Source organism: Winogradskyella eximia (assembly GCF_003386165.1).
Lineage (GTDB): Bacteria > Bacteroidota > Bacteroidia > Flavobacteriales > Flavobacteriaceae > Winogradskyella > Winogradskyella eximia.
Window position 1 is genome coordinate 215,336 of sequence record NZ_QRDV01000005.1, and the last position, 21,432, is coordinate 236,767.

Genomic DNA, 21,432 nt, shown 5'->3' on the forward strand with positions numbered 1-21,432 from the left:
ATCATTTTTAATAAACGTCTCGACTGCGCTCGACGAGACAACTTTACTCTTTCACTCCAATCTAATTTTATATTTCTTTACACTTAATCCCATAAAAAAGATCGTCATTCCTACTAAAATCAAGGTTTCTTTCCATAGATATTGTAACCCTACTCCTTTTAGCATAATCCCTTTTATTATGATAATAAACCATTTTGCAGGAATGATGTTACTAATCACTTGCAATGGTATTGGCATGCTTGAGATTGGGAAAATAAAGCCTGATAAAAGAATTACTGGTAACATTAATCCCATTAAAGAAATCATCATTGCTGTTTGCTGTGTTGCAGAAATTGTTGAGATTAAAATACCTAAAGCTAATGCTGTGATTATGAATAATACGCTTTCAAAACCTAATAAAAACAAGTTTCCTTGGACTGGCATTTTAAATATAAATATGCTCAAAACTACAATGACGATTGCATTTATAATAGACAGAAAAATATACGGAAACACTTTACCAACAATAACCTGAATTGGTTTTATTGGTGATACTAGAAGGATTTCCATGGTGCCTAACTCCTTTTCTCTTGTAATAGAAATTGAAGTCATCATTGCAGAAACTAACATTAAAATGATAGTCATTACACCAGGAACAAACATGTACACACTTTTTAATTCTGGATTATAAACCATTCTGGTTTGTGGTACAATTTGATAGGCGATTGTGATGTCTTCATTCAATCCTTTTTGATATTGTTGAAGAATCGCATTGACATAATTACTTATTGTATTTGCAGTATTAGGATCTGTAGCATCTGTAATAATCTGTATAGTAGCTTTATTATCTTTGATTAGTTTTTTACTAAAACCTTCTTCGAAATTTAAAACTGCTTTTACTTTTCCTTTTTTGAAAATAATTTCAATATCTGATTCTCTATCAATAAATTGATTGATACTAAAGTATTTTGAAGCTGAAATTTTATTAATAATTTCTTTTGTTGTTGCGTCTTTTGAATGGTCTAAAACAGCAATATCTACATTGTTTATTTCATTGGTAATCGCGAAACCAAATAGCATAATTTGTGCTATTGGCATTCCGAATAGAATAAACAATGAGCGTCTATCTCTAAAAATGTGAAAGAATTCTTTTTTTATGAAACCTATGAATCTTTTCATCCTCTTGCTAGTTTTAAAAACACATCGTTCATATTTGCAACGTTAAATTGTTGCTTAAGCTTTTTAGGTGTATCTAAAGCTTCTATTTTTCCGTTTACCATTATAGACACGCGGTCGCAATACTCAGCTTCATCCATATAATGTGTGGTTACAAAAACGGTTGTGCCTTGATTAGCTGCTTTGTAAATCATTTCCCAAAACTGACGTCTCGTTATGGGATCGACTCCACCTGTTGGCTCATCTAAAAACACAATCTTAGGATCGTGAAGCAAAGACACCGAAAAGGATAGTTTTTGTTTCCAGCCTAATGGTAAAGAACCTACTAATTTACTAGCCACCTTTTCTAGTCCTAACTCTTCTATTAATACAGCAGATTTCTCTTTGATACTTTTTCTTGACAAACCATAAATTCCACCAAAGAATGTAATGTTTTCTTTAACCGTTAAATCGTCATATAAAGCAAATTTCTGACTCATATAACCAATGTTCTTCTTGATATCTTCTGCATTAGTAAACACATCAAATCCTGCTACTTTAGCAGCTCCAGAAGTAGGTTTTGAAATACCAATCAGCATTTTCATGGCTGTAGTTTTCCCTGCTCCATTTGCTCCCAAAAAGCCAAATATTTCTCCTTTTTTAACATCAAAAGAAATAGCGTTTACTGCTGTAAAATCACCAAACATTTTGGTTAGGTTTTGAGCTTCTATGACGTTCTTTTTGTTCATTTAGTTCTTTTTTGTCTCATCAAGCGCAGTCGAGATGTCTTATTAGTTCTCGACTGCGCTCGAACAGACATTTATTTAGCTAATTCCATAAAAGTATCTTCAATGGTTGGTAATGTTTTTTCGATTTCTATATCGGATAAATTTTCTGATTCTAAATATTGAATTAAATCTTCTCGTTCAAAATCTGCTCTCTTATCAGTATAATGCACAAACTCACCAAAAGGATACACACTATGATTGTGTTCGTAAGCCTTTAAACTATTAATGAGTTGGTACGTATTATTTGCACGAACGTTAAAAATAGGTTTTGGATAATGCTTTACAATGGCTTGAGGTGTATCTATCTGTAAAATTTTACCATCTTGAATCAATGCAATTCTGTCACACAAAGCAGCTTCATCCATATATGGTGTAGATACTAAAATGGTAATACCTTTTTGTTGCAAACGTTTAAGCATGTCCCAAAATTCTTTTCTCGACACTGGGTCCACTCCTGTTGTTGGCTCATCTAAAAACAACACTTTTGGTTTATGAATTAAAGCACAGCATAAAGCTAGTTTTTGCTTCATTCCGCCAGATAGTTTTCCTGCACGACGGTTTTTAAAAGGTTCAATTTGAACATAAATCTCTTTTATTAAATCGTAGTTTTCTTCTATGGTTGTTCCGAAAATAGTCGCGAAGAAATTTAAATTTTCTTCAATGGTTAAATCTTGATAAAGCGAAAACTTCCCTGGCATATAGCCAACATTATTCCGAATCTTTTTATAGTCTATAACAACATCAAAATCAGCAACCGTTGCAGAACCTTCATTAGCAATTAAGAGCGTTGTTAAAATCCTAAATAACGTTGTTTTACCTGCGCCATCAGGACCAATAAGTCCAAAAAGCTCACCCTCTTTCACATTAAAAGAAATGTTCTCTAAAGCTTTTACACTTTTGTAAGATTTTGATATGTTAGAAACTGTGATACTCATTCTGCAGTATTTAGCCATAGTTCTGCAGGCATTCCAATTTTTAGGCTTCCATCATTTTTAACGTCCACTTTTACAGCATAAACTAATGCCACACGTTCTTCTTTGGTTTGAATTATTTTTGGCGTGAATTCAGCTTCAGAAGCAATCCAACTAATCTTACCTTTATAAGATTTCATAGAATCTGCATTATCGATTTTCACAGTTACCTCTTGTCCTATTTTAATATTCGCTAATTGTGTTTCACTGATGTAAACTCTTAATTGCATCGTTGTTAAATCGGCAATTTTATACAACGGTTTTCCAAAAGCCGTAATTTCATTTGGTTCTGCGTATTTGGTTAAAACGGTTCCGTATAATGGGTTTACAATTTTACTTTTCTGGATTTGGTCGTCAATTTGTTTTAACTGTACATCTATGGATTTTAATTCATTTACAACTGGTGCGTTTTGAATTTCAACACTTCTAATTTGATTTCTAATCACATCGATTTCGCCGGAAACATCATCTAATTGTTTTTGTGTTCCTGCGTTGTCCTTAATAAGATTTTGTACCCGTGTTTTATTTGTATTTGCAGTTTTCAGCTTTGCATTTAACACATTAATTTGTGACAAAACACCTTTAGATTTTGAAGCTATTACAGCTTTGAAAATGGCCAACTGCTCACGTTTTAATGCTAACGGAACAGTATCGATATAGCCAATAAATTGCTCTTTTTGAAGCACATCTCCTTCATCAAGATTAAACTGCATCAGTTTTCCATTATTTTCTGCTGAAATGGTTATTTCTGTTGCTTCAAAATTTCCGTAACCATCTGCTTTTCCGTTATCGTTTTCGCAAGAAAACATCGTAAAAAGTATGATCCCTAATCCTAATATATATTTGTCCTTTTTCATGTGTCTATTTCTATTCTCCTTTAATGACATTATAATTTGCTTTTGCTAGTTGCAACTGAATTTTATGTCTTACCAACGTGTTTTCATCTTCATATAAATTAGTAAGTTCTGTGATATATGCCGAAGATGTAATCACACCATTTTTAAGTTGTGAATCTGCCGATTTTAGCACGTCTTTTCTAAGATTAATTATTTCTAAATCTGAAGTAATAAAAGATTCAATTTTATCGATTTCTTTTTGTTGTTGATTTAGCGCAATGTTAGTATTGAGTTTAAAAATTTCGGTTTCATTCTCTATAAAATCTTTGTTGATAGCTAATGACTCTCTTTGCTTTTTGTTCGCGTTCGAATCGAAAATATTCCAATTCACTTTAATACCAACGGTATAAAATGTTTGAAACGAATTATCCAACATATTTAATCCTGGATTACCATAACCACCTGTTGCAAAACCAAGTAATTTAGGTGCGTTTTGTTTAGATAAAAGGTTTTCTGAATTTTCAATTTCTTCTTTTTTAAGTTGAAACAATTCTAGTTCTGGTCTTGCTATTTCTGTTTGTAACTGTGTTACTGTAAGTGAATTTTGAAATATTGTTGAAGTATTTAATGGCTGACTTATTAAACTAGATAACGTTTCGATAAGGGTTGCTTTGTTGCTTTCTAATGCGTTGAATTGTTGGCGTATTTTTAATAATTCAGCCTCCAAAATTTTATCTGAAGTTGGTAAAATAACACCATACTTAATTCCTGATTGTACTTCTTTAAGTTTGGCTTCTAATTGCGTTTTTTTTGCTTTTAATAATAATTGAGATTCTTGCGCTAACAACACAGAAAAATAGAGTTGATTAATTTGCTGTTTAAGTTGGTATAAACTGACTTCGACTTGTTTTTGTTTTGTTTTTAATTGCGCAGATTTTAAATCTAAAGAAGCCTCTGTTGCTCCTCCATTATAAATGAGCTGATTTACAGAAACAGTTGCACGATATTGGTCTTTGTTTAAGGGTTCGATTCCTGACATTGCTAGAGGAAATTCAATCACATCAGACTGATACGTCGCTTGCGCATCTAAACTTAACTGTGGTAATTTTGAAGTAGCAATAACTTCTGCATCCAGTTTGTTTTGCGCATCTAAAAGTTTTGACTGTTTTGCTAACGGATAATTTTCTGTCACTAATTGGTAACATTCCTCTAACGTAATGCTTTTTTGCGCAACACTTGACCATCCAATTAAGAGTAATAAGATAAGGACTAACTGTTTCATTTTAAGTATGCTTTATAGAATTAATAATAAAGTCGGCAACTTCTGTTTTGCGGTCTTCTATCAGTTGTTTGTAGGCGCTGTTATCTGTATTTGTAAATGCCATAAGCAACGGTTTTGCAACAAACGGAAAAATATTTAATGCCATAATATTGATAAATAACTGTTCTGCACTAATCGGTTTTATAATGCCTTTTTCAACCTCTTGTTCTACTTGAACTTTAAATTTATCAAGGTTTAAAAAGTTTGGATTGTCTTTCAGTTTTATAATAAACTCTGGGTTTCTATTGAGTTCTTGAATGATAAAATTTGGTAAATAAGGATGCTCAGCTATAAACGAAATATAATTTGATGTAAAGTTTCTCACCTTGCTTTCAATAGATGCATCATCATTTAAAACCGCATTTAATTGAGGTGCTAATAGGCTAAACGCATTTTTAAAAACCGCCTCAAACAACAACTGCTTACTTCTATAGTAATAATGCAGCATGGCTTTATTAATACCTGCTTTATCAGCTATTTCTTGCATGCGTGCACCATCCATTCCTTTAGATTGAAATATGCTTTTTGCAGCATCTAATATTTGTTTCTCTTTGTTTTCGTCTTTTGTTTTTTTCATTTCAACTACATGGTTTAACCAAATGGTTAACAAATTTACAAAAAATAATTGAACAGTGTCCTGTTCGATTATTTTTTAACTTATTTATTCATCTTTCGATAGATGTATTTAACTAAAACTAGTCCCATAATTCCACCTAAGGCAGAGACTATCATATTGATTACTAAACGAAAGGCATCAAAATCACCATTATTCATTATAGACCATGGATCAAATCCTAATCTTCCGAACGACTTTATCAAAAAAATACTTCCAAATACTCCGATTAAAGTATTTCCTGTAAAGCCAAAGGAAAACTTTTTCTTTACATAACCAAAAACATTGGCACCAATAATTCCTATAAAAATACTAATTAAAGAAATTAATGTACCTGTCATAACAATATCATTTAAAATTAATGTTCGCCATAGCCAACATCATCCATCTTTCCTTTAAATACACGATATTGAATGGTAAAATATGCAATAACTAAAATAACTGCAATTACAAACCAATAGACACCAACGGATAAGCCATATTCATGAGCTGCAACATTGTATAGAGTTAAATCTGGATTAATACTATTTGTAGAAGGTAATACTTTTGGAAAAATTGAAGCTACAGTTGATGCTAATCCTCCTCCTAAAAACAAAGAAGAAAACAAGAAACCCATTCCATGTTTTTTAAAAGTTTTTACTTTAAACAAACCAAACAAACCTGTAAATGTAATTACTGGAAAAATCCACAACCAAGGATTATCTATAAAATTATGAAATGGTTTTGGCTCAATAATATGCCAAATTAAAAGCGACACAATAACTAAAGCTAACAGTACAAAATTAAGACTGAAAACTACTTTTTTGAGCTTTTCATTTATAGCTGCATTGGTTTTAAAAATAATCCAATTGGCACCATGAATGGTTAATGCCACGACTCCAACAATTCCTAATAAAACAGTGAACCAATCTAAAATACCTAATTGTTCTGCTTGTGGACTAAACGTTGGATTCCAAAGTGGTAAAAAGAAATAGTGTGCTTCGTAAGTAGAAACGCCATCAACAACATTTCCCAAGTTTACACCTCTAACAACATTTCCTAAAGCCACTCCAAAAAATAGTGCTAATAGTAAGCTTGCAATTCCGAAAGCTTTGTCCCAAATAGTTTCCCACATTTTATTGTGAATTTGCCCTCTTAGTTCTAAACCAATTGCTCTAAAAATAAGTAACCATAAAATCATAATAAGTGGCAAATAAAACCCACTAAATGATGATGCATATAAAGTTGGAAATGCAAAAAACAAAACGCCTCCTGCTGCAATTAACCATACTTCATTGGCATCCCAAAAAGGACCAATGGCATTAGTTATTGCCTTTTTATCTTTTTCCTCTTTCGCAAAAAACAGATGAATGATTCCTGCTCCAAAATCGTAACCATCTAAAATTACATAAACAGCTAACATTGTCATTAAAACGATATACCAAAATAATTCCATAATTAGTGTTGTTGATTTAGTTGTGGTCCTTTGTTGATAATTTTACCTGCTAACATTAAAAATAACATTCCTAAAAGAAGATATAAACCAATAAAACCAAGTAATGTAAATAAGGTGTTACCTGAAGATACCGTTGGTGATGCACCATCTGCTGTTCTTAATAAATTGTAAACCAACCAAGGCTGCCTACCTAATTCTGCTGTATACCAACCTGTTGTATTAGCGATGTATGGAAATGGTAACATAAACATTAGTGACCATAAAATCCATTTGGTTTTATATAGTCGATTTCTAAATAATTGTACAACAGCTAAGAGCATTAAACCTATAAAAATAGTTCCTAAGCCTACCATAATATGATATGAGTAGTACAATCCTGGAACATTAGTTGGGTGTACACTTTCATCAAATTCATTTAAGCCTTTAATTTGTGCATCCCATTCTTGATAAGTTAGAAAACTTAAAATATTTGGCACTGCAATTTTGTTATCGAGCTTTTTTTCTAGCATATTTGGTTGCCCAATCAATACAATTTCTGAGCCACCTTCTTCCGTTTCAAAAATACCTTCCATTGCTGCAAAAGTTACAGGTTGGTGTTCTACTACATTTTTAGCAGCCCAATCTCCTGTTGGAAATGCTACTAATAAACTAGAAATTAATCCGAAAATAACACCTGTTTTTACAAATAACTTTCCGAATTCATTATGCTTATTATTTAATAAATAAAATGCACCAATAGCAGCAACCACAAATGAAGAAGTTACTAAAGATGCGGCTTGATTATGCAAATATGATGGCAGCAACCATGGATTAGAGAATAATGCTCCAAAATTATTAAGTATGAATTTACCATTTTCAAGAACCTCGTAACCTACAGGATACTGCATCCATGAATGCGTGGCAATAATTAAATAACCACTTGCCCAAGAGCCCAAAAAAACTAGAAAACCGGTGACAAAATGAAGTTTATGTCCCAACAATTTTTCTCCAAATAAAAAAAGTCCTAAAAAGGACGATTCTAAAAAGAAGGAAAACATACCTTCCATAGCTAAAGTTTGACCGATAATACCACCAGTAAGTTCTGAAAATTTAGCCCAATTGGTACCAAATTGAAATTCCATTGGAATACCAGTAACGACACCCATCGCAAAGTTGAGTGCAAAAATCTTCATCCAGAATTTTGCTGCATCGTTATATTTTTCAATTTTTGACCTTAGAAATTTCCATTTAAAATAGACTATCAGTAACGATAATCCCATGGTGAGTTGCGGAAATAAATAGTGAAATGTAATCGTAAATGCAAACTGCATACGATCATAGAATAGCATATCTTCCATATGTCTTATTTTGGATTTTACAAAGTTATGGTTTTTGCAAAGTTTGCTATGTTACATTAGTTACAAATTTTAGCATTTTAATGAAAAAAGAAGCTAAAATTTAGATTGCGTAAATCATATAATCCTATTCCTTATAACTTTACACCTATAAACCGTATAACTTGAGCCTTTCCTTTGTGATAATTCCCTTCTGAGAGTTCTATTATTTTTTCTTCTAATGTTTTAAAATCTAATCTGGTAAATTCTTGCTTTACTTCATCTATCGAAAATAGCATAGCCTCATTTTTAGGTCCACCAGAATCGTTATTCAATTGGGCTTTTGCAAACGCTTCAAAAATAATTGTTCCGCCTTTTTTTAATAGTTGTAACATTTGTTTATGCGCTGTTTTACGGATATCTATTGGAAAATGAGTGTAGCAAAATGCAATGACATCAAATTGTTTATGACTTGTATAATCTAACACACTTACAATTTCATAGTTGATGTTAACCTTGTGCTGCTTAGCTAAAAGCATTGCTTTTTCTCTTCCTTGTTCACTGATATCAAAAGCAGAGACTTCCCAACCTTGAGTGGCTGCATATACAGCATTACGACCTTCACCTTCCGCAGGTAAAAGCAACGTTCCTGTTTCTAATTTATCTAGCTGTTCTTTAAAAAAAACATTAGGTTCTGTGCCATAAATAAATTCTTCTTTACCAAAACGCTCGTTCCAAAAATCTGCTGGATTGTTCTTCATAGTTTAGTCTTAAATAAATCGTCTTGTTTTTTGTTGATAGTTTGAATATTGCGGAAATTTCTCTGCTAATAATTGTTCTTCATATTTAGATTTGAAATAAAAAAGCAACCATAACGCTAAGCATATTATAAATTTAAAAAGCGATGCATCGAATACAGCGTATCCTAAAGCCATTGTAATAACGCTCGTGTAAATAGGATGTCTGGCAATTGAAAAAGCGCCATTGGTTATTAATTGACTCTTCGATACAGGTGTAGGAAATGGTGAAATCTTAGTATTTATTTGTAATAATGCCATGATTCCTAAAACGAGACCAAAAATTCCTAAAACTAAACCCGAATACCTCAACCATTCTGCAAAATGTAAAACCCATAATTGCACTGGTAAAACATAAACTAAAAACAACACAAGCTGAATACTTACATATAGATAATCCTTTATAGTTGGCTTTCCGAGTTTATTCAATGGGTTAATACTTCTAATTATTTTTAAAATTTAGTGACCTCATCACCTAAATCATAAACCGGTACGTTTTCGACTAGAGTACTTATTATACTTCGTCCTGCAGCACTTCTATAACCACCAGCACAATGCACTACAATAGGTTTGTTTGTTGGTATCTGCGTTTTACTTTCTCTTAACTCATTTAAAGGAATAGAAATCGCAGTTTCAAAAAATTTCCCTTCTTCTACTTCACTTTTATTTCTAATATCAATGATGGTATAATTCTCTAAATGCCCTTCAAACTCATTAGGTTTAAGCTCTTCTGATTGTTCAAAATTCACTGCATCTAAAGTTATTATACCTTGCAGTTGCTTTTCGTAACCTATTTTTGCAACACGATTTAACATTTCATCTCTATTATCTATAGATTGTATCACCAAGTAAAAAGATTCTTCTGGCTTCACTATAGACCCTAACCAAGTTTCAAATTTATCATCCTCAGTTTCCGCAATAATATTAATACTGCTTAGGATATGGTTGTTATTAAACTCTTCTTTAGATCGTGTGTCAACAACTAAAGCATTTTCTAAATTAGAATTATCTATCTTAAATTGAAATGTTGGTTTTGCAATACTAGTTTGAAGATTCTCTGCTCCATTTTTATTGATATCTACATTAAACCCAAAATACGAAGGAATAAAAGGTTGGTCTTTTAATATATGGCTTACAAACTGTTCTTCCGTAAGATTTTTAAAAGCCCAATTTTCTTTTCGCTCTCTTCCTAAAGTACTCTGAGAATCGGTACTCATATTTTTACCACATAACGAACCTGCTCCATGCGCTGGATAAACGATTGTTGCGTCTGGTAAATGATTAAATTTATGCTGCATTGTATGATACATACTTTGTGCTAATTCTTCTCTTTTCGCTTTCATGTTACCCGCTTTTTCTCTCAAATCTGGTCGTCCTACATCACCAATAAATAAGGTGTCTCCTGAGAACATGGCATGATTATTTTCTTCATCTACCGCAATCACTGTTATACTATCTGGCGAGTGACCAGGTGAATTTATGGCAGAAAATATAGTCTTTCCTATTGTAACAGAGTTTCCGTCATCAAAAGCTTCATGTGGATAATTGGCTCCTACCAATTTACTCACATAAATTTTTGCGCCTGTTTCTTTATGTATTTGCAAATGACTACTCACAAAATCGGCATGTGGATGCGTCTCAAAAACGGCTTTAATTTTTGCTTTATGTTTTTCTGCTAATTGATAATAAGGTTTAGGGTCTCTTGCTGGATCTACTAAAGCCATTTCATTACCACTAATAATAGCGTATGAATAATGTGCTAATGGTTTGTCTTCAAATTGTATAACTTTCATAATTTCTCTTTTAATATTGAACTTTATGATAAACGAATGAATACTCTTATAAATTTAAAACTAAAAACTTGAAGCATTCTTATATTTATCAATTTTAGGCCAGAATTAACAATCCATAATGACTTAAATTACAAAAAGAGCCTCAATTAGAGGCTCTTTTTAATTGAAATCATCTTACTTTTTTAAGATTGAATCTAATACTAAATCTTTATCTAACTTTTTAGTACAAAAGAACCAATCTTTACAATCTAAATCTTCTGTAGAACTCATGCGTTCTTCTGCCACACCACAAGATCCTGCAGGAGACACAATAACATCATCACCAGGATTCCAATCAGCAGGTGTAGCTACATTAAATTTATCTGATGTCTGCATTGCAATTAATGCTCTATATAGCTCATCAAAATTACGACCTAAACTTAATGGGTAATAAATAATAGCTCTAACTACTTCATTCGGATCAACAAAAAAGACAGCTCTTACGGCTTGTGTTTTGCTTTCTCCTGGTTGAATCATACCATACTTTTTGGCAACTTCCATAGAAATATCCTCAATTAAAGGAAACTTAACTTCTATGTTCTTCATACCATTAAACTCAATCTTGTCCTTAATAGTTCTTAACCATGCTATATGACTGTAAAGACCATCAATAGATAAACCAATAAGGCTACAATTGGCCTTTTCAAATTTTTCTTCCAAATGTGCAAATGTCATAAACTCAGATGTACAAACTGGTGTAAAATCTGCTGGATGACTAAATAGTATGGACCACTTTCCTTTATAATCTGAAGGGTAATTAATGTCTCCTTGTGTTGTTACTGCTTTAAATTCTGGTGCTTTATCTCCAATTCTTGGCATTGAAAATGATTGCTCTTCTTTAATTGTTTCTGTAGTATTCATAATTTTATAAGTATTTAATTAATTTATGACAAATGTAGTTTACAATAGTTTTTAACTATGTAACCTATGTTACCATTACAAGATTATTTTATTATGAACTTTGATAATTAGGATTCTAAAATTAGAATCTCGTCATAGTTATGGATACTGATAAAAGTCAGCATTATATAAAATGAACTATGATAAATTTGCTATAGATGAAAATAAGCACACTTGTAATTACATCACTTCTTATGGTATTGATTGTATTCAATAGCACAAGAGTGTCGTTGACGTATGCTTATTATAAATTAGATCCCATAGGATTTGTAGAAAACCTCTGCGAGAACAAAGACAAACCCCAATTACAGTGTAATGGGAAATGCCAATTAATGAAAGTTGCTGAATCTCAAAATAGTGATCAAAATACTCCAGAAAGCATAATTGACTTTAAAGAACTTATTTTATACCCAAGTCCAAATACTTCTTTTCAATTAACTAAATACACACCAATTAGAAGACAATACTTTTCATCGCATTACCTTAACTTATATACTTTTAATAATACTAACGACTGTTTTCATCCGCCTAGAGTTTAATTTTATTTACTGATTGATAGCGATTGCTATCACAATTATTTGATTTAAATAAAATAGAACTATACTATGAAAACATTTTACAGTGTGCTTTTATGTGCACTAATCACAGCTGTATCTTATGGCCAAGAACAAAAAGAGACCCAAAAAGATACCACAAAACAAAAAACAACTAAACTTACAGAAGTCATTGTTACCGGAAATTTAAAAACTGATCCTGTACTTACTATTGTATCTAATAAATATGACGAAAAAATTGTGCAACCTAAAAACGTTGCCGATTTATTCAACAATATCAATGGCTTTTCGGTTATAAAAAGAGGAAATTATGCTATAGACCCATCATTTAGAGGCGCACAATATGAGCAACTCAATATTCAATACGATGGTGGCACAAAAGCGATGCATGCTTGTCCTAACCGAATGGATCCTATAACTACACATATTATTCCTGAAGAAATTTCAAAAATTGAAATTATAAAAGGACCATACACAGTAAGATATGGTGCCACTTTTGGCGGTATTGTAAATCTTGTTACTCAAAAACCAGACTTTGAGGATTATGGCTTACATGGTAAAGTGTCTGGCGGCTATGAAAGCAATGGAAATTCTTTAGTTAATCTTATACAATTACAATACATTAAAGATAAATACGATATTGTTGCTAATGCAGGATACAGAGATTTTGGAAATTATGAAGATGGAGATGGCACCGAAATCCCTTCGTCATTTAGAAGCACAGATTATGGTGTTAAAATAGGTTATAATTTTTCTGAAGACCAACGCTTACAAGCCCATTGGAGACAATCTTTTGGTCGTGATGTCCTACATGCTGCACTACCAATGGATACGGAATATGATAACAGTAGTATAATTTCCTTAGATTATTCATTAGATAATATTGGGAAAACGGTTAAATCCTTAACAGCTAAAGCCTATTACAGTTACGTAGATCACTTAATGACCAATACCAACAGACCTTCTTTTAGAATGATGGAAGCTGCCTCTGGCGTTGATGCTATAACAGCAGGAGGAAAAATAGAACTCAACTGGAAACCTTTTGAAAAATTGAATATTTTTTCTGGATTAGATGCCATGTATATTGCTAGAGATGGAAAACGAACACGATTAGTAAAAATGATGAATGGTAATCCATTACCAACACCTGTGGAGTTTAATGATAAAGTCTGGCAAGATTCTTATATTACAGATATAGGCGTATTTACAGAAGCCAAATATAGTTTAGGTGCTAATACTATTTTTACTGCTGGATTGCGATATGATAATGTGACTTCAGACATACAAGATCCTGAAGCAGATTTTGAAGCCATGTACGACCTTGAAAAACGAACAGAACACAACATCAGTGGCACTGTTTCTGTTAAAAAAAGAGTTTCAGATAAATTCACTTTAGAAGCCGCTTATGGTCGTGGAGTGCGCTCTGCTAATATGATAGAACGTTTTATTAATCACTTTACGGTAGGCCAAGATCCTTATGAATATATAGGTAACCCAGATTTAAAGGCTGAAGTTAATAATCAGTTCGAAATTGGCTTTAAAGGCAATGAACCACTAAAAAACGGCTTTAATAGTTTTAAATATGAAACTTCTTTTTATTATTCATTCTTTGAAAACTATATTGTTGTTATTGTAGATGAAACGCTAACACGAAAGTTTAATCCGATTGCAGAGCCTAGAAATCCTAAAGTATTTAGAAACCTTGATGAAGCTTATAAAACTGGATTTGAAGCTATGGCGCAAATTGATTTTTTAGATCATTATTATTTTAAATCTGAATTTTCTTATGTGTATGCTAAAAACAAGGATTTAGGAGAATCGCTTCCATTGACACCTCCATTTACAACACGATTCGTTGTTGGAATTGAAAAGGATAAATTCTGGGGAAATATTCAATATAACTTGGTATCAAAACAAGATAATATTTCTAGAAGTTTCGGTGAAACAGAAACAGATGGTTACCAAACCTTAGATATTAGATTAGGAGTTAAACCAATTAAGAATGTTACGTTAGGAGTCGCTGTAATTAACGCTTTAGATGAAGCTTACAATAATCATTTAAACTTCTCTTTTACCAACCAAGCAGATTTTGGAAGCACGCCAATTACTGAACCTGGTAGAAATTTTTCAGCATTTTTACAATATAAATTTTAGTATCACTACACAAAAAAAAGAGGGTAGTTAATTATTGACTACCCTCTTTTTAAATATATCATTAGTTTTAATTAATACTCTGAGTTATTATCTTCATTAAGATTGTTAGACTCATCTTCACTTTTACCTTTTGACAAAAAGTTAATTAGGATGCCAACCAGCGTAATACAAACCAACGCGAAAATTGCAATCATAACAACTCCACCAGTCCAACTATATAATGCTATTAATGTATTAATCATATGTGTGTTTATTTAGTTTTAAGAGTGTAAAATTAATAACAATAAGTTTTATTAAAAATGATATTTATCATTAAATATAAAAAACTATCAATGCAATAATCTTGTTAATAATAAATCTCAATTATTATTAAGCTTTTGTTATTACATTTATAATCTCTTCTTTTTTAAGCACTCCAGACTGTCTCCACACTTGTTTGCCATTTTTAAACAATAGCATCGTTGGCACACCTCTAACTTGGTATTTTGAAGCTAGAGCTTGATTTTTGTCTACATCAATTTTAATAATAGTAACATCTTCACCTAAGGTGTCTTTTACTTGTTTTAAAATTGGACTCAACATTTTACATGGGCCACACCAATCTGCAAAAAAATCAACTAAAACGGGTTGATCTTGATTTATTATTTCTGAAAATTTGCTCATACCTGACTTGAATTTATTTATCAAAAGTAATACTCCAAATACCTCTTACTTCATTAATATTATAACCTATCGCTTTATCTAATGGATAAAGACTCTTAATGCGTGTTAATGTTGTGTTTTCTAAAGTTTCATTCGGTTTTCCGTGGCATTGAAGACACATTGTGTTTGTCGTAATTGGGTAATAAACCTTTACTTTATTATCTAATTCTTTTACAATTGGGCTTGCCTCTTCATTATTAGCAATAACATTTTTAAATGTATTTATATAATCTAATTCTTCTGAATTCGCATTGTTTTTAGGGTTTCTTGGTTTATCTGAAACGCGTTTTATAATCGCATTATGTACCACTGACATACTATCCGTTAAAGGATAAGCACGCTCATTACAAAATGTTAAGGCTTCTAAAGTTCCTTTTTGCTGAATGGTTCCCATTAAATTTTTACCTAAAACCGCTTTTGTTGTTAAAGCATATTTTAAACCTCTCTCTCCATAAGACAAATCTTCAAAATTAGTTTGGGCTTGTTGCATACCATGCTTTTTACCTTGACCATTTCCCATGCCTTTACCATTACCCATGCCTTTACCATTACCCATGCCTTTACCTCGTTCTTTATTGAAGTGATCTTCAAACCATACTGGTTGCTCAATTTCAAAATCATACATATAATCTGCAATCTGTTCTATAGTTTTCTCTGCAAATGCCTGTTTAGGCATTACACCAAATCGTTTTACAGCTCCATACATTTTAGCATCCTCTGCATTTGGATTTTTAATCCAAGCTTGCATTGAAGCAATAAAGTCTTCTTTACTCGTTTCACTATTAATATAATGTTTTTTAATGGCAATCATTGGAGGCCCAATTCTATCGGCTTCAGTTGCAGTAGGATTATGACACACATAACAATTAGCTTCCATTAACTTTTTACCAGGATGCTCTGTTGCTGCACTAGATTTATCAACACTACTATACGCGTCTTTTTTTTTATTACTTGAGTTGCAACTCACTAAAGTTACAAGTAACACAAGAAATCCAATAAAATTTTTCATATAAATTAAGTTTGAATAAAGATACTAAGCACCACAAAATAGTTAGGTAACTAATGTTACAATGCTCACATTAAAGCACTATAAAAATTAGACTTATTTCTACATTAGAAAATGTATTTTTACAACTAATTATGGATTCACTCACACAAATCGTTTTAGGTGCAGCTATAGGCGAAGCTGTCTTAGGAAAAAAAGTAGGCAATAAAGCTATTTTATATGGAGCCATTGCTGGTACCATACCAGATTTAGATGTTTTTGCTTCTCATTTTACAGATACGGTTTCGGCTTTAGCGATTCATCGTGGTTTTACACATTCTATTATATTTTCAGTACTCTTTGCTCCTATTCTGGGTTGGCTAGTTTCTCGCTACGAAACCTATAAAGATTTTAAAGGCTGGTCCTGGTTATTTTTCTGGGCACTGATAACACATCCTATATTAGATGCACATACCACTTGGGGCACGCAACTGTTCTGGCCTTTGGATATAAGATTGGCTTTTAAAACCATTTTTGTTATAGATCCTTTATATACCGTTCCTTTTTTAGTGTTTTTAGTTTTAACCATGTTTCAAAAACGAACTTCTGAAAAAAGAAGGCTTTACAACGGCATTGGCTTAACTATTAGTACTGCATATTTAGCTCTAACCTTTATATTAAAAGATATAGCCTTAACTCAATTTGAAGACCAATTATTAACTGAAGACATCACTTATCTACAATTAGACACTAGACCTTCGCCTCTTAACACCATATTATGGAATGCCAATGTAGACACTAAAGATAGTTATTTATTAGGCACCTATTCATTTTTTGACACTAAAGATATCTCGTTTGAGATTTATCCAAAAAATCATCACTTGCTTGGAGGCCTCATTGAACATGAAAAAATAAAACGTATGATCGCGATTTCCGAAGGCTGGTATACTATTAATAAAATAGATGATAAATTATTCTATAATGATTTACGTTTTGGCTTAATGAATTTAGAAGCCAACTCTCAAGATTTTGTATTTAAATATGAAATTAAAGTAGATTCTTCTGGAAATGTAACTTTTATAGAACAAGAAAAAACACCTCGAGATGGCCAACAACTAATGAAAGATTTATGGCAAAGAATAAAAGGAAACTAAGGCTGCTTTAACATCTTATTTGCCACTTAACCATTTAAATTCATTAGTTCTTATCACATAACCAAGCCTAATCATACTTTGCGATTGCTGATAGTTTAGCATCCCTTCTGCTTGGCCAACAAACCACTCGAGCATTAAGTATTGATTAGATATATTATTATCAAACGGATTAAAATACAAACGTGTTCTAACCGAACCTTTAAGATCTAAATTCAAGCCTTTTCTAAACCTTATATCGAAAAAAAACTTATCTGGTTTTATTATATGCGAAAGATTTATTTGACCTAAACCTGCATATTCTAATAAATCTGGATTTCCTTCTTTATAGCCAAATGGCAGCCAAACTTTAAACCTTCCTATTGTGTTTTTAGCAACATTGGTAGTGTATTCTAAGCTAAGCCTATTCCAACTTCTAGAAAAGATACTATCTCTTCCATTAGATTCATGCTCAAAGGACAGGTTTGCAATACCCTTTAATTTGTCTTTTTTATCAAAAAAAGCTTTTCCTACAGCAATAGAAGGGTTAAAATTAATATCGCTAAACGGAAATGATTCTTTATATATATTCCAAAAAGATTTCTGTGTATAGGTCATAAATAAATAGGTGTCCCACGGCAGCCTGCTTCGTGTAAGAATTTGTTTAAAACTAATTTGATATTTCGCGTTAGCCGTTGTTCTATCAATTGTTTTATTGGTTGGTACACCTGTAATAAAATAATTATCCTTGTGGATTGAAAAATAAGGCTGATTTGCAATTGAATCTCTAAACTCACCTTTAGTATAGCTTTGAGAATATCCTTTAACAGAAAGAACAGCAGTAATTATAATGCTCAGTAATAGTAATTGTAGTTGGCTCAGTTGAAATCTTTTCATGTAAAATTTAAATGGTTTTACAAATCTAGGATTAGCCTATACAATGGATTAACTCAAATACAAATTAAAGTACCTCTGAAACATTAAAAATCGTACTCATTTTTTTTACTTAAACTAAGTGCAAATGAGGTAAAAATATTACGATTAAGGTTACTCTAGTTACCTGGCTCTCAACTACCTTTAAAAACCTTAATTTAAAATTACGCATGAGAGTTCTAACAAATAAATACCTCGTTTAATAATCGCACACTTAATCTAATGCAACACTAATTATGGATCTACCTATTATTTTGGTTTTCATCATTATCGGAGTCAGTATTTTGTTATTTATTACTGAATTATTTCCTGTAGATAAAATTTCATTTTTTATTATTGTTGCATTAGTATTACTTCAATTAACCACACCAGAAGAAGCTATAAGTGGTTTTGCAAATCCTGCAACCATTACCATTTTAGCCTTAATGATTTTAGCCGTTGGTCTTGAAGAAAATGGAGTCATTCAACTTCTTTCAGATGGTATAAAAAAATTACGGATTCTACCTCTTATTTTAATCACTCCTGCTTTTATGATTATTTCAGCGAGCATTTCTGCTTTTATAAGTACCACGGCTGTTGTAATTATTTTCATAAAAATTGTAAATCAATTATCGGAAAAATACGGATTCTCAACATCGCGTTTGTTAATGCCTATATCATTTGCTGGTATATTAGGCGGAAGTTGCACGTTAATGGGTACATCGACGAATCTACTTGTTAATGCTATTGCAAAAAAGCAAGGAGTTGAAGCTTTTAGTTTTTTCGAATTTTCTGTATACGGAATTATTTTCTTTTTAATAGGACTGGTAATAATGACCATAGCCTCTAGGTTTTTACCTAAGAAAAAAGAAAGTAATTTATCTAAAGATTATGATATTGAATCTTATGTTTTTACGGTTAAAGTGACTGAGGACGCACCCTTAATCGGACAAAGATTTGGTGATATTGATTTTTTTAACAATGAAGATGCAAAAATCTTAAAACTCATTAGAAATAACCAAGTCATTAACGATCCTGGTAAATACATTAAACTAATGACTAACGATAGTTTAGTGTTAATGAGCAATTTAGAGAATTTTCAATCATTTATGAAGGCAAATGGTTTTGTACTAAATGAAGAAAGGCAAAGACAACAAAATGAAGATGCTGATAAAGATGAATCTGAATACGACATGACTTATGTTGAAACTCTTATCCTCCCAGGATCTAATCTTATTGGAAAAACATTAAGAGGTTTGCGTAGTATGTCATTTCAAGGTGCTTATCCTATTGCGATAAAAAAACGAAGAAATATTAGAAATACAAGAGAACGCCTATTAAGAAAAAACATTAAGGACATTGTTCTTAAACCAGGAGACCGTGTATTACTTGAAATGCAAGAACATAAAATTTCAGATTTATATAAAATTGAAAATATTGCAATTTTAAATGAGCACGAATTTAAACCCGATATTGCTCAATCTAAAAGGGTAATCGCACTTCTAATATTACTAGCTGTTATTGCTCTTGCTGCTACTAGCTTATTAAACATATTAACAGCATCATTGGTTGGTGTAGCTGCAATGCTCTTAACAAATATTATTCAGCTAGAAACAGTGTATCAAAAAGTGAATTGGCAAATAATATTTTTATTGGCTGGTATGATTCCTCTGGGAATTGCGATGTCTAATAGCGGTGCAGATACTTGGCTATCTCAACATTTACTTATTCTAATGAAAGATCAAACTCCTATGATTGTATTGGGAATGCTTTTTGGCATTACAATGCTTATGTCTGGTGTTATATCTAACAATGCGACTGCAATTATTATGACACCCATTGCTATTGCTCTTGCTACCGGTTTATCACTAGACATAAAACCATTTTTATTAGCGGTAATGTTTGGATCTAATTTTAGTTTTTTCACTCCTGTAGGCTACCAAACCAATACACTTATTTATGGTACTGGCGCTTATAAGTTTAAGCACTTTTTAATCATTGGAGGCATACTGTCTTTTACACTATGGATTTCAGGAACATTACTGTTATCAATGCTTTTTTAAGCACTTTTGTAAAACCTATTTTTTGCTTCTAAACAATATCTCTCAGCAGAATTGATATCATTGAAGGTTGCAAAGGGAGTAATTCTGTCATACAATCGCTTATAACATGCAAGCCATAATTTCGTTCTTAGAGTATTAACAAGGTAAGACTCTGTAATTCTTAATTTAACAATTTCAGGATTGTTAGTTATTAGATTAGTAGCAGCAACGGAAAATGTACCACGAATGTCTTTTAAATCTATAAGAAATGGCATCGGCTTACCATCGCATAAGGTTTTAATGGCATTGATGTATAATTCTATATTCTGTGTTTCTAATTTAAGATTAGAACTACTACTAAATTCGCAATAAAGAATTCCCGAATCATCTGTCCAAAATATGGCGTTATTAAATCCAATTACTTTGCTCATGTAAAACTTCTTTGGCTTACTGTATTAAAATTCTTGTATTTGTTTTTACAGTATAGCAGTGCTAAATCAAAATCTGTATAAATTCTATTAGGAACAACTCTATTACCTGTAATATTATTTAAAGCAAGTAAAAACTTTAAGCATGTAGAACGCACCAAAAATGCTCTTGAAAGCACTAATGTATTTATAGGCACACTATTGGAAATGAGCATAAATATCTCAATAGCATCAGTACTATTTATTTGCTTTAAATCTAACAATAGAGGTCTGTATTCTCTATCGTATAAAATAGAAATAGCATTAAACAAAGCTTCCTCTGTTTTATCCTTTTCATAATTCTTAAAAAAATCAGGCCTAAGTTTACAGTGAATTACATCTTGATCTACCCAAAGCTTGATACCTTCATATTGCACTACGTTCCTCATATTAATCTGTTTTAAAACGTTATGCCAATAGGTATGCCAAAAGATATCTGTAGCACAAAAAACAACATAAACAACTGTTTATCAGCAATATAAATAATTAACAAGATTATAAACAACTTAGATTAGTCACGAAATACCGTGACCGCTTTGCACACAA

23 protein-coding genes are annotated in these 21,432 nt (G+C 31.8%); 4 read left to right on the top strand and 19 right to left on the bottom strand.

Annotated elements, in window-relative coordinates; genetic code table 11:
- Window positions 1-51: 51 nt before the first annotated feature.
- The 13 genes from DFQ10_RS12115 to DFQ10_RS12175 form a co-directional block, all read right to left on the bottom strand.
- Window positions 52-1,158, bottom strand: coding sequence for an ABC transporter permease (locus DFQ10_RS12115; protein WP_115817693.1), 1,107 nt, complete (start codon window positions 1,156-1,158; stop codon window positions 52-54).
- Window positions 1,155-1,883 carry an ABC transporter ATP-binding protein gene (locus tag DFQ10_RS12120; protein ID WP_115817694.1) on the bottom strand — a complete coding sequence of 243 codons (729 nt, stop codon included), beginning with the start codon at window positions 1,881-1,883 and terminating at the stop codon, window positions 1,155-1,157. Before DFQ10_RS12120 ends, DFQ10_RS12115 begins: the two co-directional genes overlap by 4 nt.
- 71 nt (window positions 1,884-1,954) lie before the next feature.
- Window positions 1,955-2,857: an ABC transporter ATP-binding protein gene (locus DFQ10_RS12125; protein ID WP_115817695.1), complete on the bottom strand. Its 903-nt coding sequence runs from the start codon at window positions 2,855-2,857 to the stop codon at window positions 1,955-1,957.
- Window positions 2,854-3,750 (bottom strand): HlyD family secretion protein, encoded by an 897-nt coding sequence (locus DFQ10_RS12130; protein WP_115817785.1) that lies wholly within the window; start codon window positions 3,748-3,750, stop codon window positions 2,854-2,856. Before DFQ10_RS12130 ends, DFQ10_RS12125 begins: the two co-directional genes overlap by 4 nt.
- 10 nt (window positions 3,751-3,760) lie before the next feature.
- A complete protein-coding gene (locus DFQ10_RS12135; RefSeq protein ID WP_115817696.1) occupies window positions 3,761-5,011 on the bottom strand; it encodes a TolC family protein in 1,251 nt (416 codons plus the stop codon).
- 1 nt (window position 5,012) lies between these two features.
- Complete coding sequence (locus tag DFQ10_RS12140) at window positions 5,013-5,627, bottom strand: TetR/AcrR family transcriptional regulator (RefSeq protein ID WP_115817786.1); 615 nt, start codon at window positions 5,625-5,627, stop codon at window positions 5,013-5,015.
- Window positions 5,628-5,707: 80 nt separating this feature from the next.
- Window positions 5,708-6,004 carry a hypothetical protein gene (locus DFQ10_RS12145; RefSeq protein ID WP_115817697.1) on the bottom strand — a complete coding sequence of 99 codons (297 nt, stop codon included), beginning with the start codon at window positions 6,002-6,004 and terminating at the stop codon, window positions 5,708-5,710.
- Window positions 6,005-6,021: 17 nt separating this feature from the next.
- The gene (gene cydB / locus DFQ10_RS12150) at window positions 6,022-7,098 is read right to left on the bottom strand and encodes a cytochrome d ubiquinol oxidase subunit II (RefSeq protein WP_115817698.1); all 1,077 of its coding nucleotides are present in this window, start codon (window positions 7,096-7,098) and stop codon (window positions 6,022-6,024) included.
- A gap of 2 nt (window positions 7,099-7,100) precedes the next feature.
- Window positions 7,101-8,435 (bottom strand): cytochrome ubiquinol oxidase subunit I, encoded by a 1,335-nt coding sequence (locus DFQ10_RS12155; protein ID WP_115817699.1) that lies wholly within the window; start codon window positions 8,433-8,435, stop codon window positions 7,101-7,103.
- 131 nt (window positions 8,436-8,566) lie between these two features.
- Window positions 8,567-9,172, bottom strand: coding sequence for a class I SAM-dependent methyltransferase (locus DFQ10_RS12160; protein ID WP_115817700.1), 606 nt, complete (start codon window positions 9,170-9,172; stop codon window positions 8,567-8,569).
- Window positions 9,173-9,181: 9 nt separating this feature from the next.
- Window positions 9,182-9,637, bottom strand: coding sequence for a methyltransferase family protein (locus tag DFQ10_RS12165; protein ID WP_115817701.1), 456 nt, complete (start codon window positions 9,635-9,637; stop codon window positions 9,182-9,184).
- 23 nt (window positions 9,638-9,660) lie between these two features.
- Complete coding sequence (locus DFQ10_RS12170; protein ID WP_115817702.1) at window positions 9,661-11,001, bottom strand: MBL fold metallo-hydrolase; 1,341 nt, start codon at window positions 10,999-11,001, stop codon at window positions 9,661-9,663.
- A gap of 174 nt (window positions 11,002-11,175) precedes the next feature.
- A complete protein-coding gene (locus DFQ10_RS12175; protein WP_115817703.1) occupies window positions 11,176-11,901 on the bottom strand; it encodes a peroxiredoxin in 726 nt (241 codons plus the stop codon).
- Between the two features lie 197 nt (window positions 11,902-12,098).
- On the opposite strand from DFQ10_RS12175, the gene DFQ10_RS12180 reads away from it, so the two are divergent.
- Together DFQ10_RS12180 and DFQ10_RS12185 are read left to right on the top strand one after the other, a co-directional pair.
- Window positions 12,099-12,479, top strand: a complete 381-nt coding sequence (locus DFQ10_RS12180) for a hypothetical protein (protein ID WP_115817704.1) — start codon at window positions 12,099-12,101, stop codon at window positions 12,477-12,479.
- A 66-nt stretch (window positions 12,480-12,545) separates the two neighbouring features.
- Window positions 12,546-14,648 carry a TonB-dependent receptor domain-containing protein gene (locus tag DFQ10_RS12185; protein WP_115817705.1) on the top strand — a complete coding sequence of 701 codons (2,103 nt, stop codon included), beginning with the start codon at window positions 12,546-12,548 and terminating at the stop codon, window positions 14,646-14,648.
- A gap of 71 nt (window positions 14,649-14,719) precedes the next feature.
- Here DFQ10_RS12185 and DFQ10_RS18600 read toward each other — a convergent pair whose 3' ends face one another.
- From DFQ10_RS18600 to DFQ10_RS12195, 3 genes are all read right to left on the bottom strand, one after another.
- Entirely contained in the window at window positions 14,720-14,890 is a 171-nt protein-coding gene (locus DFQ10_RS18600) for a hypothetical protein (protein WP_181897631.1), read from the bottom strand.
- Window positions 14,891-15,017: 127 nt separating this feature from the next.
- A complete protein-coding gene (trxA, locus tag DFQ10_RS12190; RefSeq protein ID WP_115817787.1) occupies window positions 15,018-15,311 on the bottom strand; it encodes a thioredoxin in 294 nt (97 codons plus the stop codon).
- Window positions 15,312-15,324: 13 nt separating this feature from the next.
- Window positions 15,325-16,359 carry a c-type heme family protein gene (locus DFQ10_RS12195; protein ID WP_115817706.1) on the bottom strand — a complete coding sequence of 345 codons (1,035 nt, stop codon included), beginning with the start codon at window positions 16,357-16,359 and terminating at the stop codon, window positions 15,325-15,327.
- A 131-nt stretch (window positions 16,360-16,490) separates the two neighbouring features.
- On the opposite strand from DFQ10_RS12195, the gene DFQ10_RS12200 reads away from it, so the two are divergent.
- Entirely contained in the window at window positions 16,491-17,489 is a 999-nt protein-coding gene (locus DFQ10_RS12200) for a metal-dependent hydrolase (RefSeq protein ID WP_115817707.1), read from the top strand.
- Between the two features lie 15 nt (window positions 17,490-17,504).
- Here DFQ10_RS12200 and DFQ10_RS12205 read toward each other — a convergent pair whose 3' ends face one another.
- Complete coding sequence (locus tag DFQ10_RS12205; RefSeq protein WP_115817708.1) at window positions 17,505-18,362, bottom strand: phospholipase A; 858 nt, start codon at window positions 18,360-18,362, stop codon at window positions 17,505-17,507.
- Window positions 18,363-18,634: 272 nt separating this feature from the next.
- Between DFQ10_RS12205 and DFQ10_RS12210 the strand changes: the two genes are divergently transcribed.
- Window positions 18,635-20,440, top strand: a complete 1,806-nt coding sequence (locus tag DFQ10_RS12210) for an SLC13 family permease (RefSeq protein WP_115817709.1) — start codon at window positions 18,635-18,637, stop codon at window positions 20,438-20,440.
- Here the strand turns inward: DFQ10_RS12210 and DFQ10_RS12215 are convergent.
- Both DFQ10_RS12215 and DFQ10_RS12220 read right to left on the bottom strand, forming a co-directional pair.
- Window positions 20,437-20,850, bottom strand: a complete 414-nt coding sequence (locus DFQ10_RS12215; protein WP_115817710.1) for a DUF7793 family protein — start codon at window positions 20,848-20,850, stop codon at window positions 20,437-20,439. The genes DFQ10_RS12210 and DFQ10_RS12215 overlap by 4 nt on opposite strands.
- Entirely contained in the window at window positions 20,847-21,275 is a 429-nt protein-coding gene (locus DFQ10_RS12220) for a hypothetical protein (RefSeq protein ID WP_115817711.1), read from the bottom strand. Before DFQ10_RS12220 ends, DFQ10_RS12215 begins: the two co-directional genes overlap by 4 nt.
- Between the last annotated feature and the right edge of the window lie 157 nt (window positions 21,276-21,432).